This is a genomic window from Adhaeribacter aquaticus DSM 16391 (genome assembly GCF_000473365.1).
Taxonomy (GTDB): Bacteria; Bacteroidota; Bacteroidia; order Cytophagales; family Hymenobacteraceae; genus Adhaeribacter; species Adhaeribacter aquaticus.
On the sequence record NZ_KI421517.1, the window covers coordinates 2219801 to 2237662 of the forward strand.

The window sequence follows — 17862 nt, forward strand, 5'->3', positions numbered from 1 at the left end:
AAAAACAGCAGTAAGCAGGTCAAAGAATCCGCTGCACCAGAAAACTATCACCAAGGTACCTTACCCTTAAAACCAAAACTTTATTTTGAAAAAGGACCTCGTACCCGGCAATGCCTAAACCTATCTATTTACCTTTTTAGAATAACCAGGTATAGGCAATCATTTCTCCTCTTTAGAAACGTAATAATATCTCTTGCAGGATAACTCGTTTCTTCAGTATTAAGCTACTATTGTTTGCGGTTATGGCGATACCAGAAAAAGCCAACAGTACCAGCTAAAACATATGGTATAGCCATTAGATACAAGATGCCTTTATTTAAACCACTGCCAAACTTAACTAATTTACCATCATTAGCTGTTTCAACAGATGTGCGACACATAGCACATTGAGCTGTTGCTTCAGTGGAAATAAAATTAAGACTTAAAGCTAATGTGAAAACTGCTAAATAAAATTTTATGAACTTCATAAGAAATAAACATTAGAATTAAGAAGTATAATAAGGGGCAATCATAAAATAAACAATTACTCCCGTAACCGCCACATATAACCACAACGGAAAAGTCCAGTTAGATATACGCTTATGCTTCACAATTTGATTAGTCCAGCCGTAATAAACAGACAATAACACGAATGGAACGATAACCGCTGCTAATACAATATGTGTAATTAAAATAAAATAGTAAATGGTTTTAATTATTCCTTCACCACCATACGAAGTTGGACTTGCCTGGTAATGGTACGTAACATAAGAAATTAAAAAAAAGGAAGACAATACAAAAGCAGTAACCATAGAAAACCTATGAAACCGGACATTTCCTTTCTTAATATAATTGTATCCTACTAATAAAGCTATTGCTGTTAAAGAATTTAGAAGCGCATGGAGCTTTGGCAAAAAAGTTACATCTACATCACCCAGTTTACCTGTTTGAGGCACAAAAAGCAAAAGCGCTACCAACAAAGGTACCGCTACAGATAAAATGGCAATTAAAATCAGGTATTTAGAATCGTTAGTTTTCATTTTACTTTTCTTTCAGAAGAAGCCTTATTTCGGTAATTAATCGATCGACATCTTCTGGTTTGGTACCATCATAAATTCCCCGCACATGCTTTTGCTTATCTACTAAAATAAACTTTTCACTATGAATAAAATCTGGTGTAACAGAAGGAGCTTCCATTACTGCTAACTTATAACCTTGTTGCGCTAATTGGTAAATAGCAGGTTTGGGGCCAGTTAAAAAGTACCATTTTGTAGAATCCGCATCATAGGTTTGGGCATATTTGCGCAGTGTACCAACAGAATCCCGTTCAGGATCTACGGTGTACGAAACTATTTTAACGGATGGATCTTGAAGGAAAGCTTCCTGCACCCGTGATAATTGGGTCGACATTTTTTTACAAACATCTTTGCAGGAGGCAAAAAAGAAATTAGCCACATAAACCGAATTATCTAAATCTGCTTGGGAAATAGACTTTCCGGTTTGGGAGGTAAGCTTAAAATCAGGGACCTTTTGAAATAACGTATCCCCATTTTGGACTACCGGCTCTTCGGTATTTTCATCTATGACCGGAAAAAAAGTCCGGAGATGGTATTGATTGGAACCAAAAATCCGTAAAAAGAAGTAGAAAAAAATAGGTACTAGTAGTAGTATACCTAATATTAGTACCTTTCTAGGTGACATTATGGTTATTTAAAATAATTAAAAACTGAATCTCCGTAATAAGCGCCTTCTGAAATTAAGGCTATAATTAACCAAACTAAAAGCACTAAAGGAATCATAATTGTCCATATTAAACTTTTAGTTTCATGCTTTAAGTGCATAAACTCCGCCACAATATAGAATGCTTTAACAATTGTTAAAACAATAAATATTGAGTTCCGAAGCATACCTGCATCCATCATAAATGCAAAAGCAAATTCAACTGCAGTTATTGCACAAAGAATAAAAAATACTTTCCAAATACCTTTGGTCTGTGCTGGTGGAATTTCACCTACATTGTGTTCATCGTGGGCGTGATGAGAATGAGCTGCCATAATATTATATAATTTATATTTTATATTTAGTTAAAGTAGATCAGGTTTAAACTCACCTGATCTTATGCTGCTAATTAAACTAAGTAGAAGAAGGTAAATACGAATACCCATACTAAATCTACAAAGTGCCAATATAAACCAACTTTTTCTACCATTTCGTAATGGCCCCGACGTTGGTAAGTTCCATTTACAGTGTTAATGAACATGATAATTAACAATACAATACCACTAAATACGTGGGTACCGTGGAAACCGGTAATAAAGAAGAATAAATCTGCAAATAATACAGGACCGTATTGATTAAACTTTAGATTGGCCCCATGAAATACTGAACCATCTGGTAAAGTCATACCTTGTTCGGTCCCGGTAATAAAGTGACCCCACTCCCAAGCCTGGCAACCAACGAATGCACTACCAAATAATATTGTCCATAATAACCATTTTTGCACATCTGCTTTGTCCATCCGGTGACCAGCTTCCACTGCTAATACCATTGTTACAGAAGATAAAATCAGGATCATGGTCATTAAAGCCACGAATGCTAAGGGTAAATCAACCCCATGAAGTCCTGGGAAGGCATTAAATACTTTCTCCGGAATAGGCCAATAAGCAGTTGAAAAAGTAAAATCTTCGGGTGCACCCGTGTAAGCGTGGTGACGGTGACGAATAGCACCATAAGCTGTTAAAAAGGCGCAAAACGTAAAGGCATCCGATAACAGGAAGAACCACATCATTAGTTTTCCGTACGAAGCCTTCATTGGCTCATTGCCACCATCCCAGGTTGTTGTATTGGCCTGCTCCAAGGTTGTAGTAGTTGACATAGTTTATTAATCTAGATTTAATGGTTCATTGATAAAAAAGCAAATAAATAGACCCATAGGGCACCTAAAAAATGCCAATAAGTAGTACATAACTCTATCCGAAGCATATTACGGGAATGTACTTTAAATTGGTGGCTCGAAATTAATACAATTAATACAAATATTAAACCTGTAATCAAGTGAAATCCGTGAACACCGGTTAAAACATATAAAAATGACCCGGAAGGGTTAGAATCTGAACCCCCAAAAAATATTTTACGATCCACTAAATCGCTCCAGGCTTGCCACTGGCCTAATAAAAAACCTAAACCGGCCACGAAAGTACCAATTAAATATAATTTTAGTTTTGCTAATTCATCCTTTTTAGCGGCTCCATAAGCTAATTGCATGAACACACTACTTATTACTATAATTACTGTATTCACTATCAGATTACCTGGTAAAGAAAAATCTAACCAGTTACCTTCTTCTTTTCTAACAATGTATGCACTCGTCCAGGCGGCGAACATCATTATTATACTAACTATTATCAACCAAAGTGCAAATTTTAATGGATGCACCTTTGATGAAGTTTCATTTTGTTTTATTGCTCCAACCATTTTTTTATACTTTATCTAACACAAACGCAATTTGTACTATTGGTAAATATAAGAAAGATCCAAACATTATATTCATGGCCGCTTTCTTAGAACAGGTTTGCATGAGGTAAAATGTTTGCATCAAAAACAATACCCCGCAAACTACTGCAATTATAGCCGATGTTTTACCTGCCATTCCAAATTGTAAAGGCAACATCCCCATCGGTATTAATAACAACGTATACATCATTATTTGAATAGCCGTTTTTAAATTCTTACCTCCTGCCGTAGGCAACATTTTAAATCCTGCTTTTTTATAATCATCATCCAAAACCCAGGCTATTGCCCAAAAGTGTGGGAATTGCCAAATAAATTGTATACCAAACAAAATTCCTGCCTCCCAACCAAAAGTGCCTGTTGCGGCTATATATCCTATCATGGGTGGAAGACCTCCCGGAATAGCCCCTATAAAAACACAAATTGGTGAAATCTGTTTTAAAGGAGTATATATGAATCCATAAATCACTAAAGAACCAAAAGATAAGGCCGCTGCTAGTGCATTAAAATAGAACCCTAATAATCCTAAACCAACTATACCTAAAAAACTTGCCAATATAGCCGCCTCTTTAACAGAAACTTTTCCTTGAGGAATTGGTCTCTTGGCTGTTCTTTTCATTAACTTATCTAAATCCTTCTCCAGGATTTGGTTAATAATATTAGCAGCCCCTGTTACCAATAATCCACCCAGCATTACCAAGAATACATTACTCCAGATGAAATTTCTTTCACCTAATATGTATCCGATAGCACTGGAAAAAGCAACTGTGAAAGAAAGCCTGAACTTTAATAATTTAAAATATTGCTTTGCTTTCATCATCCCCGCAAATATAACAGGTATTCCGCTGTTTATTTCATCTCCAACCATCTCACGCAAATATTCTTGCTACCCCTTTAGCACGAGTAGCATAATGATAAACAATTATGGCCGTAAATTGCGCGCCAAAAATTAATGTAGCTAATAATAAATGTAAAGGCTGTAGGGAAGCAGGTATTGCAAAATTTGCTAACCCTACCCCTATAAAAATCTCTAAAAATATAAGTCCTAAAACAGTAGTGATTAGCATATTTAATAAAGCATCCTTTAATTTAAATATTTGGTAGCCAGCAAACACGTTAAGAAGCAATACAATCCAGGAAAAGGACCGATGGATGTAAAACGGCAAATTTAACTTGCCAATCCAATCTTCTCTTGAAGAATAATTGAGATCAAATGCGATCTGATCTATAGATTCCCTTACTTGGGTTCCTAAAAGAATTTGAGCAAATGAAAAAGCTAGTATCACCCAAAGCAAACCAAATAATCCAGAAGAGAAAATGAAAGTTCTTTGTTGCAACGATTCTTTTTGAGACCGTGCAATGGCATAAATAAGTAAAGCAATTAGTACTAAAGCCAAAGCCATGTGGATGGTTACCATCTCTGGCAGGAGGTTAGTAGACACAACTAAGGAGCCTAACCAACCCTGAAAGACAACAACTAAAAAAGAAAGAAAAGACAGGTAAAAAATAGCCTTATCTATTTTGAGGTAGGGAAAGGAATAATATAAGGTTAGAATTATTAAAAAACCAATCACTACCCCAACTAACCTGTTCACATATTCAATCCAGGTTTTTGTTGGGTTAAAGGAAGTTTCTATAAAAGCGGTAGGATTAGATAACATTTTATTGGCAACCTCTTCTAAACCTATCTTTTCTAAATGACCTGCCAATCTAACGTTTTTTTGGATTCGTTTATCTCGATAAACTTCCAGGTAATCTTTAGGTAATTGGTTAATATTAGTTGGAGGAACCCAAGATCCAAAACACTTAGGCCAATCTGGGCAACCCATACCGGAACCTGTACTTCGAACGATTCCTCCAACCAAGATCAAAAAATAAACAGAAGCAATTGTTACTACTCCTATATTTCTAAATCTTTTAGTATTAAAAGATTTACTACTCATTTAAAGCTTAAGCAAGATCCTTTTCGTGTGGCAAGTTTGAAGACGCCGTTTCGGAATAAGGAATATGTTGTGGAATAAAATCATCAGCTGCACCTGGCTTGCTATAGTCGTATGGCCAACGATAAACTGTAGGGATTGCACCCGGCCAGTTTCCATGACCTGGATTTACTGGTGTAGTCCATTCCAAGGTAGTAGAACGCCATGGATTTTGAGTAGCTCTTCTTCCACGGAACATGCTGTAAAAGAAGTTGAAAGCAAAAATAAACTGTGCTAACCACGCAATAACTGCTGCTAAAGAAATATACATGTTTAAGTCAGCAAACTTGCTAAAAAGCTCAAAAGAAGTCCAGGAATAATAACGACGAGGGAAACCAGCAATACCTACATAGTGCATTGGCATAAATACCATGTAAACACCTATAAATGTTAACCAGAAATGAATGTACCCTAATTTATCATCCATCATGCGGCCAAACATTTTGGGGTACCAATGGTAAACACCAGCAAACAACCCAAAGAAAGCAGATGAGGCCATTACTAAGTGGAAGTGGGCCACAACGAAATAAGTGTTATGGAATTGGATATCTAAAGTAGAGTTACCTAAAATAATACCTGTTAAACCACCTGAAATAAACAAAGAAACAAAACCAATAGAGAATAACATTGGAACAGTAAATACAATGTTACCTCTCCACAAGGTTGCTAACCAGTTAAATACTTTTACCGCAGAAGGTACAGCAATAATCAAAGTTAGGAACATGAAGACAGAACCTAAAAATGGGTTCATACCTGACACGAACATATGGTGCGCCCATACAATGAAGGATAGTAAGGAAATACCCAACATAGAACCAATCATAGCTCTATAACCAAAGATTGGTTTCCGTGCGTTTGTAGCAATAATTTCAGAAACTATACCAAAACCTGGTAAAATTACAATGTATACCTCTGGGTGGCCTAAGAACCAGAATAAGTGCTGGAATAAAATCGGGCTACCACCTACGTTAGAAAGAGCTTCACCAGCTACATAAATTTCAGACAGGTAAAAACTTGTTCCAAAACTACGGTCAAATAAAAGTAACAGTACACATGAAAACAATACTGGGAATGAAAGAACCCCTAGAACAGCCGTTAAGAAAAACGCCCATATAGTTAAAGGCAATTTTGTCATCGACATACCTTTCGTTCTTAGGTTGATTACAGTTGTAATGTAATTAACGCTACCTAATAAAGAAGATACGATGAAGAAAGCCATGGAAACAATCCACATGGTCATACCAGTACCTGAACCAGGAATTGCTTGCGGTAGAGCACTTAGTGGCGGATAGATAGTCCAACCGGCAGAAGCCGGGCCTGTTTCCAGGAATAAGGATAAGAACATAATAACACTGGATAAAAAGAAAAACCAGTAAGATAGCATGTTCAGGAATCCAGAAGCCATATCGCGGGCTCCAATCTGAAGTGGTATTAAAAAGTTACTGAATGTTCCACTTAAACCTGCGGTCAATACAAAGAATACCATGATGGTACCATGCATCGTAACCAGAGACAAGAAGAACTCAGGACTTAACTTTCCACCTTCTATCCATTTTCCTAAAATTGGCTCTAACCAATCATAAGTTGCCTGAGGCCAACCTAATTGTAAACGGAAAATTGTAGATAAAGCCCCACCAATAAATGCCCAAATTATACCTGTAATCAGGAATTGTTTAGCAATTACTTTATGGTCTTGGCTAAAAATGTATTTAAAAATAAAATGCTGATCATGATGATCGTGGTCATGATCATCGTGTGCATGATGCACATCATGTGTTAAAGATATATCGGTGCTTGCCATATTTTTCTTATTAATAAATTATAAAGCTGCTTTCTCTTCAATTTTACCCTTTTCATTCCCGGCTGTAACAACCTGCACCGGAGCATTTTTAAATTTAGCTAAAAGATCAGGGTTCTTTTCTAAAAATGGCTGTTCTTTTGCTAACCAAGCTTCATAATCTTCAGGTTCGTCCACTACCAGAGTACCTCTCATAGCAAAGTGGCCCCGACCACAAATTTGGCTACAAACTAATTCATATTTGAAATCAGGATTACCTGTTTCTTCTGCCATTTCAGCCGTTGTTTTAGTAGGCACAAACCAAAATTTAGTTGGCATACCTGGTACGGCGTGCATTTGTACTCTAAAGTTTGGCTGATAAACGTCGTGGATTACGTCTCTGGAACGAATTCTGAACAATACAGGACGGCCTTTAGGAATATGAATTTCGTTAACAATAATATCGTCATGCGCCTTTTTATCATTAAAATCAATCCCAATTTCATTAGAAGCATCTATCAAAGTATGCTTAGCTAAACCTAAAGCATTATCCTTACCTGGGTACCGGAACAACCAGTTAAATTGTTTACCTGTTATTTCTACCACAACTGCATCCGCTGGAGCAGGATTCGTTATTTTTGTCCATGCTTTCCAACCAGAGAATACTAACATGGCCATTACAATTGCCGGAATGATTGTCCAGATAATTTCTAACTTGTTATTGTGTGGGTAATAATAAGCTGTTTTATCTTCTCTGAACTGGTATTTATAAGAGTAATAGAATAACAATACCTGTGTTATTACAAACACAATTCCTATTACCGCCATAGTTAACCAAAACATGTCATTTACCCAAGCTCCATGAACTGATGCTACAGGTACAGTCATTTCTGGTTTTGCATCCTGGAAGGACCAAAAGAATGCGCCACCACCTACAATCAGGAAAACAACAAATAAAGTGGCATTAACTTTATTACTGGTGCTTACCCGCTTATTGTAAGTTCCCCGGTACACAGAGCCTAAAATCTGTATCCGGAATATGAGGTATAGAATAACTCCTAAGAGTGCTAAGGTAAATAGTATAGCGAGAGTAATCATTATATAAGTGGTATATTATCGTTTAAACATGATGATGCATACTTTCCTCTAAGAATGGGTGATTTACAGGAATCAAAGATGCACTGGTTAATTTTCTTGTAACTAATGTTAAAAACACACCTAAGAAAATTAATGCAGTACCTAATTCCATAAATCCTAATCCACTTTCTCCTCTTAAAGTTCCGGGCATAATCATTAAATAGAAATCCATCCAGTGGCCGAATAATACTGCAAAACAAACAATCTTTAACATGATTACTTGGCGTTTTGCATCCCGGGTCATTAATACCAACAAAGGTAGCGCAAAATTGATAAACAGGTTGAAAAGCAATATCCAGCTATAGTGGTCATTGTACATTCCAAATCTTTCTTTAAAGTAAATTACTTCTTCAGGAAGATTAGCATACCAATACAACATAAATTGGGAGAACCATAAGTAGGTCCAGAAAATACTGAAACCAAAAATGAATTTTCCTAAGTCATGCAGGTGATCCGCATTTAACATTTTTAAATAACCATTTTGCTTTAAGAAAATAGCGATTAAAGTAGTAACGGCTAAACCTGATACTAACCAACTGGATAAAACATACCAGGCAAATAACGTACTGAACCAGTGGGTATCAATTGACATTACCCAATCCCAAGCTGAAATAGAGGAGCTTACTCCAAATATAACTAAAAACATAGCTGAGATACGAATGCTTTTGTGGTAATAGCTTAAACCACCATTGATATCTTCTTCAAGTGATTGTTTTCTTAACCACCAGGCGAAATAGATCCAGGCCCCATAAAACACCACCATTCTGATGATGAAGAATGGCTTATTCAGAAAGCCAGCTTTACCTGCTATAATTGGGTCATAATTTGGACTAGCTGTATCAAATAAAGAATTATCTGTCCAGTGAAATATTTGGTGCTGACCAATAAAGAATACAATTAAGGCCACAGCAGCACCAAATGGAAGATAGGCAGTAATGCTTTGCAGTATCCGTACAAATGGAACCGACCAACCCGCATAGGCTACATATTGAATGGCTCCAAAAAATAACCCAATTACAGCGATACCTGTAAAATAAACATTATTTAGCCATAGGTTTGCGAATAACCGGTTAACCCAGGTAATAGCATGGTGCCCTCCGGCAGCGGCAGCTTCTTCATGCCCTCCACCGCCATGGTGACCACCTCCGCTGTTCATGGTAATAAAGATGCCGACAATCAGCAATACCAGACCCAGCCCTATCAAAAAGAAGAACCTGTTACTTGTTCTTTTCGAAATTGTTAGACTTTCCTCTATCATTAGTGTTCGTATTATTCGTAAACCTTAAAGTTGTTTTGTTTGCTTTGGAGCTTCTGTAGCACCGCCAGAAGGATTTTCAGTTCCAGTTACCTGGTTGGTATTTTGCTCTGTACTTGCATCTATAGTATCAACATTTGCTGGTCCATCTGATGCAGCATCTCCCTGGCCTTGTAATACACTTTTTACATACATCGCAATTTTCCAACGCTCCTCTGGATTTACCTGAGTACCATGAGGCATCATTCTACCTCTTCCGTGGGTGATAACGTGGTAAATGTAACCCGTAGAAACAGCTTTTAATCTGTCTTGGGTTAAGTTTGCAACCCCTTTAAACTTTTGGCCTACTAAACCATCACCTGCTCCTTCAGCTCCGTGGCAAGGAGTACAAAAACGGGCATAAAGAACTTCACCTTCTTGTAAAGTAGCTTCGTTAGCTACTAGAGGATTCTTTAATTTTTGTCCCGCTTCTTCTGGGCTGTTTTTATCAATGTGGTTATAATATCCTAATTTACCTCTGGCAATAGTACCTTGAGCAGGAATCCGCATGGTCATTCCTGAAGGGTTTACCGGGTTTTTCTCCGTTTGCTTTAAAGGTTCGTAAGCTGCATCATCATACATTTGATTTGCATACTCCCTCCCTGGGTCATTTGCATCTGGCGAACATGAAAAAACTAAGGCAGTGGAAAAAGCGACTAACGAAGCTTTGAGACCTATTTTGAAATCTATTTTCATTATTTTGCTACCTCCTTCTCGTTTACTTCTATAGCACCATTGTCACGTAGAAGGGTATCTAATTTTTTGATATCTGTTTTACCTTCCTGTACTTCGATAGCCATAATAAATTTATCATCAGTAGACCTTACATCCATAACTGGTACTTTAATTCTTGGATAAAGTCCTGATATAATAAAAAATGTTATAACCATACCATGAGCCGTAAATAAAACGGTTAATTCAAAGCTCACCGGAATAAAGGCTGGTAATGCAATATGTGGTTTACCACCAATAATCATTGGCCAATCAAATCCTAACATATAAATCTGCATCCACAACGCAAATGCTAGGCCACAACATCCGTAAAGGAATGCGGCTATTGGCAGTTTTGTTCTTTCAATACCTAAGGCATCATCAATACCGTGAACTGGATATGGAGAAAAAACAGTAGTAATTTTTGTGCCGGCAGCTCTAATTTTATCAATTGCATGAAGAAGTACATCTTCATCGTCATAAACACCGAGTATGTATTTCTTATTTGTCATGATGATTGTGATTATTTGGTGAATGAGCGTGCATAGAATCTGGTTTATGAGAATGAGGCACGCCAGATGATGATTTCAAGATGGTCTTTACTTCAAACATATTTACTACCGGGAAATATTTAGCAAACAATAAAAACAAAGTAAAGAATAAACCTAAAGTACCTACATAAACTCCTACGTCTATAATAGTTGGAGAGAACATAGCCCAGCTGGATGGTAAGAAGTCGCGGTGCAAAGACGTAACAATAATTACGAAACGCTCGAACCACATACCAATGTTTACAAAGATGGAGATGATAAATGTAGCCACAACACTTCTTCTGATTTTGCGGAACCAGAATAACTGTGGAGTGATTACGTTACAAGTCATCATGGACCAGTATGCCCACCAGTAAGGACCAGTTGCCCGGTTAATGAAGGCGTATTGTTCATATTCTACTCCTGAATACCAAGCAATAAAGAACTCTGTGATATAAGCCACACCTACTATAGAACCCGTTACAATGATGATTTTATTCATTGATTCAATGTGCTCTAAAGTAATGTAATCCTTTAAGCGGAATACATCTCTGGTAATAATCATCAGGGTCAATACCATTGCAAATCCAGAGAAAATAGCACCCGCAACAAAGTAAGGAGGGAAAATGGTCGTATGCCATCCTGGAATCACAGAAGTTGCAAAGTCCATAGATACGATAGTGTGTACTGAAAGTACCAGTGGTGTAGAAATACCTGCTAATATCAACGATACCGTTTCGTAACGAGACCAGTGTTTAGCAGAACCTGTCCAGCCAAAACTTAATAAAGCATAAGCTCTTCGGGCAATAGGACCGGTTGCACGGTCACGGATTGTAGCAAAATCAGGAATTAAACCTAAATACCAGAATACTAATGAAACTGAAAAATAAGTACTGATCGCAAATACGTCCCAAAGAAGTGGAGAGTTAAAGTTTACCCAAAGGGAACCCCAGGTGTTTGGTAATGGTAATACCCAATAAGCTAACCAAGGACGGCCCATGTGTAATACCGGGAACATAGCAGCACAAATAACAGCAAAAATTGTCATCGCCTCTGCTGCCCGGTTAATGGAACTTCTCCATTTCTGACGGAATAATAACAGTACGGCAGAAATAAGTGTACCGGCGTGACCAATACCTACCCACCATACGAAATTGGTAATATCCCAAGCCCAATCTACGGTCTTGTTAAGACCCCATTCCCCAATACCGTACCAAAGGGTACGGTATACAGAATAAATAAAAACTCCTAGGAAAAATAAAGCTACAGCTAAAGCAATGGCCCATCGGATATTCGGTTTAGCCTCTACCTGACGGCACACATCTTCAGTGATGTCATGGTAGGTCTTCCCTCCTGTTACTAACGGTTCCCTTACCGGAGATACATGTTGCATAATCTATTCTCTAATTTTTGTTCCTTATTAATAGCTCCAGGCTTAGACTAAGCTATAGAACTGTTTCTAATTTTTGTTAAATAAGTTACGTTAGGTTGGGTATTTAACTCTTCCAATACGTGAAAGGCTCTTTCCCCATCTTCACGACGTAAAATTTGGGAAACCTGGCTATTTGGATCTTTCATGTCCCCGAAGATAATTGCATTGGTTGGGCAAGACTGAGCACAAGCCGTTACAATTTCACCATCTTTAGGACGACGACCATCTTTTTTCGCTTCTAGTTTTCCTAATTGAATACGTTGAACGCAGAATGAACATTTCTCGATAACACCACGAGCTCTTACGGTTACGTCCGGGTTAAGAACCATTCTACCTAAGTCCGTCTGCATTTGTGGGTTTGAAACTGAGAACTTCTCATTATCTGTGTAAGAGAACCAGTTGAAACGACGAACTTTATATGGACAGTTGTTTGCACAATAACGTGTACCTACACAACGGTTATAAGTCATCTGGTTTAAACCTTCGGTGCTGTGAGTAGTAGCCAATACCGGACATACTGTTTCACACGGAGCATGGTTACAGTGCTGGCACAGCATTGGCTGAAAAATAACCTGAGGATTCTCAGATGGTTCTTCCATCGCCTGGTAAGTATCAATTAATCCCATTTCAGAAGTTTCCTTATGGGTATCGCTACTGTAGTACCGGTCAATACGTAACCAGAACATATCACGACGATTTAACACTTCTTGCTTACCTACTATTGGAGTATTATTTTCAGATACGCAACCTAAAACACAAGAACCACAACCTATACAAGAGTTAAGGTCAATAACCATACCCCAGTGGTGATTCTTATATTCGTAATCATACCACAAAGAAACTTTAGAAGGAGATTGAGGTCCATCAGGCGTAGCAATTTTAATATATTCTGTTACGTTTGTTGGATCTTTTTTGTATTCCTCTAAAGAAGCTTCCTGAACCACCAAACGATCCATAAAAGTATGGTGCGTTTGCGTTTGAGCGATTGGTTTTTCAGCTCCTGTTTTTTCTATGCTTACTCCATTAATGTACTGAATGCCATTGTTAGTAACGGTAGCAAGCGGATAAGCATTGGCTCCAACACCATTTGCTACTTTACCAGCATGCGTACGTCCGTATCCTACCGCAATAGAAACTGTACCTTTTGCCTGTCCTGGTTGAATAAGAGCAGGTAATTCAATGGTAGTCCCATTAGCCGCTTTTACTCTCAGAACATCATTTTGTTTGATATCCATTTCTTTTGCTAACGACTGCGGGATGGCCACATAATTATCCCAGGTAGCTTTGGAAATAGGATCGTGTAATTCTTGCAACCAAGGGTTGTTAGCCATTTCACCAGAACCAATAGTTGATTTTTGGTAAACTGCTAATTCTATTCCTTTAGCAGCTTTTGCCGTATTATTTACAGCTACAGAAGCGGCGGCTAAAGTCATGGGAGGAGCTCCAGCACCGGAAGTTTGTCCCGGAGTAGAAACATTATTTAATACACCATCGTGTACTGCTTTATCCCAGAAGGCATTAAAATCACCTGAAGAGAAATTAGACTGCCAGAACGTGCGTAGGTAGTCGTAGTAGTTGGTGTTATTCCCACTCCAAACCAATAAGCTATCCTGAACCTGGCGGGTTTTAAACAATGGAGCTATGGTTGGCTGAGATAAACTTACAAAACCTTTTCTTGGTTCAAAATCATTCCAAGATTCCAGCGTGTGATGATCGGGAGTTATATAATCAGCTAAAGCAGCTGTTTCATCAATTCTATCGGCAAAAGAAATCTTTAACGCTACTTTTGCTAAACCACTTTTTACCTTTTCGGCTAATGGATGGTTGTACACTGGGTTAGCGTTGTAAAAAATTACCGCCCCAACTGTACCCGCATTCATTTCTTCAATAATGCGCAGCATTTGCGCATCATTACCTTGTTTTGTATAAATAGGGGCAGCCGGATTAATGGTGCTTCCTTCGCTTCCTAAAGCTCTGTTAATTTCACGAACTAAGGTTTGAACAGCTAAATCATTAGAACCTGATACAACTAAGGCAGCCCCCCGGTTTGCTAATAAATCTTTAACAGCAGCATCTAATTCTTTTGTTTGGGAAAAAGCAGGCGTATTTAATACCTGACCTCCAGTAGCCTGAGCAATTCTGTTATATAAAGCAGCTACAAACACACCTTCTTCTGATGGCTTAATAGGCACACGAATATCAGCGTTTGCACCAGTTAAGCTTAATGCGGTCTCGAACTGATAATGCTTCGACATATTAGGGTTGTCGCGCGTTACCTTCCGGTTGGTAATATATTGCTTGGCAAATTCTACTTGTGATAACCAAGGACCAATAAAATCGGCGTTGATACCTACAATAGCTTTTGCTTTACTAAAATCATAACCTGGTACTACTCCGCCATTAGCTTGTATCAAGGCCGAGGCAGAAATTGGATCATACTGCACATGCTCAAAACCTGGATATTTAGCGCCAAATTCGCGGATAACCTGTTTTGTTGTTGGGCTGATGATGGTAGTTGAAACCAAAACCACTTTGCCTCTTACGCCGGCTAGTTTAGTTGTAATTTCTCTATCAACTTCTTCCCAGGTAATATCTTTATGCGTTTGGCCACTTTTAGAAACTGGTCCTTTTAATCTTGCTTCATCATAAAGGCTTAATACGGATGCTTGTCCGCGTGGGCTTAAACCTCCACGAGTAACACCAGAAAGTGGATTTCCTTCCACTTTGATAGGACGACCTTCCCGGGTTTTAACTAAAACCGCATTGTAATCGCCATCGCCAAAGAAAGTAGAAGCATACCAGTTAGCTATTCCTGGATCAACTTCTTCTGGTTTATGTAAATATGGTATAGCTTTTCTTACAGGAGCTTCACAAGAAGCTAATGTAGCTGCAGCCAGGCCGAAGCCCATTAGTTTCAAGAAATCACGTCTTGGAGCAGTTTCTTTATCTGCAGCTCCATTTTTTTCTTTTACCGGCAGAAACTCCGCAAATTCATTTAAAGAATTATTGATAAACTCCGGAGTGTTTTCGAGCTCTTCTAGCCCTTTCCAGTATTTTCTCTTTTCTTGCATATTATAAATAGAAAACTCAGATGCTTTGGGAAAATGATATTATTAATAATGACACTTAGAACATTCTGCTCCACCATTTGAAGCTACAGTAAAGGCAGCACCTTTATTTGCCTCATCGTGTAATTTCACTAAGTTGTCGTAGTATTTATTTCCTTCCGTATTTAAAGGAGTCTCGCGATGACAGTTAATACACCATCCCATAGTTAATGGAGAGTATTGGTACACCACATTCATAGATTCAATTGGACCGTGGCAAGTCTGACACTCAATACCACCCACTTTTGTATGTTGAGAGTGGTTGAAATAAGAAAAGTCTGGCAGGTTATGTACACGCACCCACTCAATTGGCTTATTCTTTTCTATTGCACTGTAAATTTTCTGGATCTCCGGAGAATCTTTCTTGATCTGGCTATGGCAGTTCATACAGATGTTTGCCGAAGGAATATTGGCACTTGCACTCTTATAAACACTGGTATGGCAGTAATTACAGTTTATCTGGTGCTCGCCTGCGTGTAACTTATGCGAGAAAGCTATTGGCTGCCGAGGCTGATAACCTTGTGACAAACCTACACCATAAGTTTCTTCGATTGCAATATCTAATAAAACACAGAAGAAGATTAAACCTGCAATTACTTGTACCGCCCGAGATTTGTAAACTTTTGAAAAATCCCAGCGCTGCTCAACTAATTCTATATCATTACCTTCTAAGTCTTTTTTACCACGAAGATAATCTTTCATCAGATTAGCGATAATCAATAAAGTTATCACCATCACAATCAGGAGCACAATTAAAGCAATCAGGATAAAGTTTAAATACTTTCCTGCATCACCTATGCTTTCACCACCCGGGCCATCGGTAGCAGCCTGTGCAGTTTGATCATTTGCGTTTCCGCCTGTTGGGGCAGTGGTTGCAACCGGAGCAGCACTTTCAGCTTCAATGTATTTAACAATTGAAGTGATCTCTTCATCCGAAAACGCGAAGCTAGGCATTTGCTGCTTGTCGTATTCGTTGAAAATCTGAACGGCTTGTTTATCGCCAGACTGCACCATTTTGCTGGAATTACGAATCCAGCTAATCAACCAAGGGAGTTTATGCTTTTTATGAATATCACGCAAAGCAGGGCCTACAACTTTTTCATTAATAGCATGACAAGAGGCACAGTTGTTTTTAAACAGTGTTCCTCCAGCCTGAACATCGGGACCAGCAGCACCCGCTGTCACACCATCTTGGCTAACAGAGGCTTGTTCGCCCTGCGCAAAAGAAGAAAAAACTGTTAAAAATGAAAAAAGTAGTGCTAGTAGAAATGAGTATTTTTTGTTGGATTTACAGCTAATCATTGCTTAGATTGCTTTTTTAGTAAGGTGAAACTACATTACGGCCACAAATCTACTATGCGAATTTTATTATTCAAACTCACATTTCCCTTAATTTTGGCAATATAGCCTGTTGATTTACTTTAAAGGCTATAACTTGCTAATTACCAAATGGTTATACCTTAAAAATTCTTTATTTAGAATTATTTTAAATTATGTTTATATAAATTAGGAATATACTTTTAAAAATCAGGCTCCTAGGCAGCTTTGAGCTAAACCTTCTATTACTTAATAGCATTTTATAGATATACTAATTATATTATATCTTTTAAGTTGTATTTTGAACCTTCCTACTCCTTATAATTCTCTGTTCTTTTCGCCTTCCTTTATTTAAGTATGCGCTTCATCAAATTAAACAACCGTTTGTTATACAAATTAATTATTCTTATCTTTGCGCCTTCATTTACAAAATTAAATTTCGACAACCTAGATGGAATTAAAAAATTATGAAACGGTCTTCATTTTGACCCCGTTACTAAACGAGGCCCAAATGCAAGAAACGGTCGAGAAGTTCAGACAGGTGCTTAAGGAAAATGGCGCCGACATTATTCACGAAGAGAATTGGGGTTTACGTAAGTTAGCTTATCCAATTCAGAAAAAGTCAACAGGTTTCTACCACCTGATCGAGTTTACAGCTCCAGGTACTATTGTAGATACTTTAGAACTTGCTTATCGTCGTGATGAAAAAGTAGTTCGCTTCTTGACCACAGTATTAGACAAGCACGCTGTTTCTTACAACGAGCGTCGTAGAAATGGTGAAATGAATCAGCAAAAAGCTGCTAAAAGAGAAAAGGAGGCACAAGCATCATGAGTTTAGTTAACGAAAAAATCCATAAGCAAGATACCCGCAAGAAATACTGCCGTTTTAAGAAAAATGGTATCCAGTATATCGATTACAAAGACGGTAACTTCTTGTTAAAATTTGTAAACGAGCAAGGTAAAGTTCTTCCTCGTCGTATTACAGGTACCAGCCTGAAATTTCAGCGTCGTGTAGCACAAGCAGTTGCTCGTGCGCGCCACTTGGCTATTTTGCCATACGTTACAGATTCATTAAAATAAGGAGGTACT

At 38.0% G+C, this 17862-nt stretch carries 18 protein-coding genes; 2 read left to right on the top strand and 16 right to left on the bottom strand.

Annotated features, from left to right (window positions below; all coding sequences use genetic code 11):
* Positions 1–227: 227 nt before the first annotated feature.
* From ADHAQ_RS0111805 to ADHAQ_RS0111880, 16 genes are all read right to left on the bottom strand, one after another.
* Complete coding sequence (locus ADHAQ_RS0111805; protein ID WP_026463107.1) at positions 228–467, bottom strand: hypothetical protein; 240 nt, start codon at positions 465–467, stop codon at positions 228–230.
* An 18-nt stretch (positions 468–485) separates the two neighbouring features.
* Positions 486–1019: a DUF420 domain-containing protein gene (locus tag ADHAQ_RS0111810; protein WP_026463108.1), complete on the bottom strand. Its 534-nt coding sequence runs from the start codon at positions 1017–1019 to the stop codon at positions 486–488.
* A gap of 1 nt (position 1020) precedes the next feature.
* Positions 1021–1680 (bottom strand): SCO family protein, encoded by a 660-nt coding sequence (locus tag ADHAQ_RS0111815; RefSeq protein ID WP_026463109.1) that lies wholly within the window; start codon positions 1678–1680, stop codon positions 1021–1023.
* 5 nt (positions 1681–1685) lie between these two features.
* Positions 1686–2033, bottom strand: coding sequence for a cytochrome C oxidase subunit IV family protein (locus ADHAQ_RS0111820; protein ID WP_026463110.1), 348 nt, complete (start codon positions 2031–2033; stop codon positions 1686–1688).
* Positions 2034–2107: 74 nt separating this feature from the next.
* Positions 2108–2854, bottom strand: coding sequence for a cytochrome c oxidase subunit 3 (locus ADHAQ_RS0111825; protein WP_026463111.1), 747 nt, complete (start codon positions 2852–2854; stop codon positions 2108–2110).
* A gap of 17 nt (positions 2855–2871) precedes the next feature.
* Positions 2872–3453: a cytochrome c oxidase subunit 3 gene (locus ADHAQ_RS0111830; RefSeq protein WP_051359874.1), complete on the bottom strand. Its 582-nt coding sequence runs from the start codon at positions 3451–3453 to the stop codon at positions 2872–2874.
* Between the two features lie 4 nt (positions 3454–3457).
* Positions 3458–4357: a heme o synthase gene (gene cyoE / locus ADHAQ_RS0111835; protein WP_026463113.1), complete on the bottom strand. Its 900-nt coding sequence runs from the start codon at positions 4355–4357 to the stop codon at positions 3458–3460.
* A gap of 1 nt (position 4358) precedes the next feature.
* Positions 4359–5432, bottom strand: coding sequence for a COX15/CtaA family protein (locus tag ADHAQ_RS0111840; RefSeq protein WP_026463114.1), 1074 nt, complete (start codon positions 5430–5432; stop codon positions 4359–4361).
* A gap of 7 nt (positions 5433–5439) precedes the next feature.
* Entirely contained in the window at positions 5440–7269 is a 1830-nt protein-coding gene (locus tag ADHAQ_RS0111845; protein WP_026463115.1) for a cytochrome c oxidase subunit I, read from the bottom strand.
* A gap of 18 nt (positions 7270–7287) precedes the next feature.
* Positions 7288–8343 carry a cytochrome c oxidase subunit II gene (locus ADHAQ_RS0111850; protein ID WP_026463116.1) on the bottom strand — a complete coding sequence of 352 codons (1056 nt, stop codon included), beginning with the start codon at positions 8341–8343 and terminating at the stop codon, positions 7288–7290.
* A 22-nt stretch (positions 8344–8365) separates the two neighbouring features.
* Positions 8366–9640: a hypothetical protein gene (locus ADHAQ_RS0111855; protein WP_026463117.1), complete on the bottom strand. Its 1275-nt coding sequence runs from the start codon at positions 9638–9640 to the stop codon at positions 8366–8368.
* Positions 9641–9664: 24 nt separating this feature from the next.
* Positions 9665–10372, bottom strand: coding sequence for a c-type cytochrome (locus tag ADHAQ_RS0111860; protein WP_026463118.1), 708 nt, complete (start codon positions 10370–10372; stop codon positions 9665–9667).
* On the bottom strand, positions 10372–10899 hold the full coding sequence (locus tag ADHAQ_RS0111865; RefSeq protein ID WP_034256774.1) for a DUF3341 domain-containing protein: 528 nt from the start codon (positions 10897–10899) through the stop codon (positions 10372–10374). The genes ADHAQ_RS0111860 and ADHAQ_RS0111865 overlap by 1 nt, the downstream gene beginning before the upstream one ends.
* Positions 10889–12310 carry an NrfD/PsrC family molybdoenzyme membrane anchor subunit gene (nrfD, locus tag ADHAQ_RS0111870; protein WP_026463120.1) on the bottom strand — a complete coding sequence of 474 codons (1422 nt, stop codon included), beginning with the start codon at positions 12308–12310 and terminating at the stop codon, positions 10889–10891. The genes ADHAQ_RS0111865 and nrfD overlap by 11 nt, the downstream gene beginning before the upstream one ends.
* Before the next feature lie 47 nt (positions 12311–12357).
* Positions 12358–15420, bottom strand: coding sequence for a TAT-variant-translocated molybdopterin oxidoreductase (locus ADHAQ_RS0111875; RefSeq protein ID WP_026463121.1), 3063 nt, complete (start codon positions 15418–15420; stop codon positions 12358–12360).
* A gap of 42 nt (positions 15421–15462) precedes the next feature.
* Positions 15463–16758 carry a c-type cytochrome gene (locus ADHAQ_RS0111880; RefSeq protein WP_034256777.1) on the bottom strand — a complete coding sequence of 432 codons (1296 nt, stop codon included), beginning with the start codon at positions 16756–16758 and terminating at the stop codon, positions 15463–15465.
* A 466-nt stretch (positions 16759–17224) separates the two neighbouring features.
* Here ADHAQ_RS0111880 and rpsF point away from each other — a divergent pair, with 466 nt between their 5' ends.
* Positions 17225–17605: a 30S ribosomal protein S6 gene (gene rpsF / locus ADHAQ_RS0111885; protein ID WP_026463123.1), complete on the top strand. Its 381-nt coding sequence runs from the start codon at positions 17225–17227 to the stop codon at positions 17603–17605.
* Complete coding sequence (rpsR, locus tag ADHAQ_RS0111890) at positions 17602–17853, top strand: 30S ribosomal protein S18 (RefSeq protein WP_026463124.1); 252 nt, start codon at positions 17602–17604, stop codon at positions 17851–17853. Before rpsF ends, rpsR begins: the two co-directional genes overlap by 4 nt.
* Positions 17854–17862 lie beyond the last annotated feature (9 nt).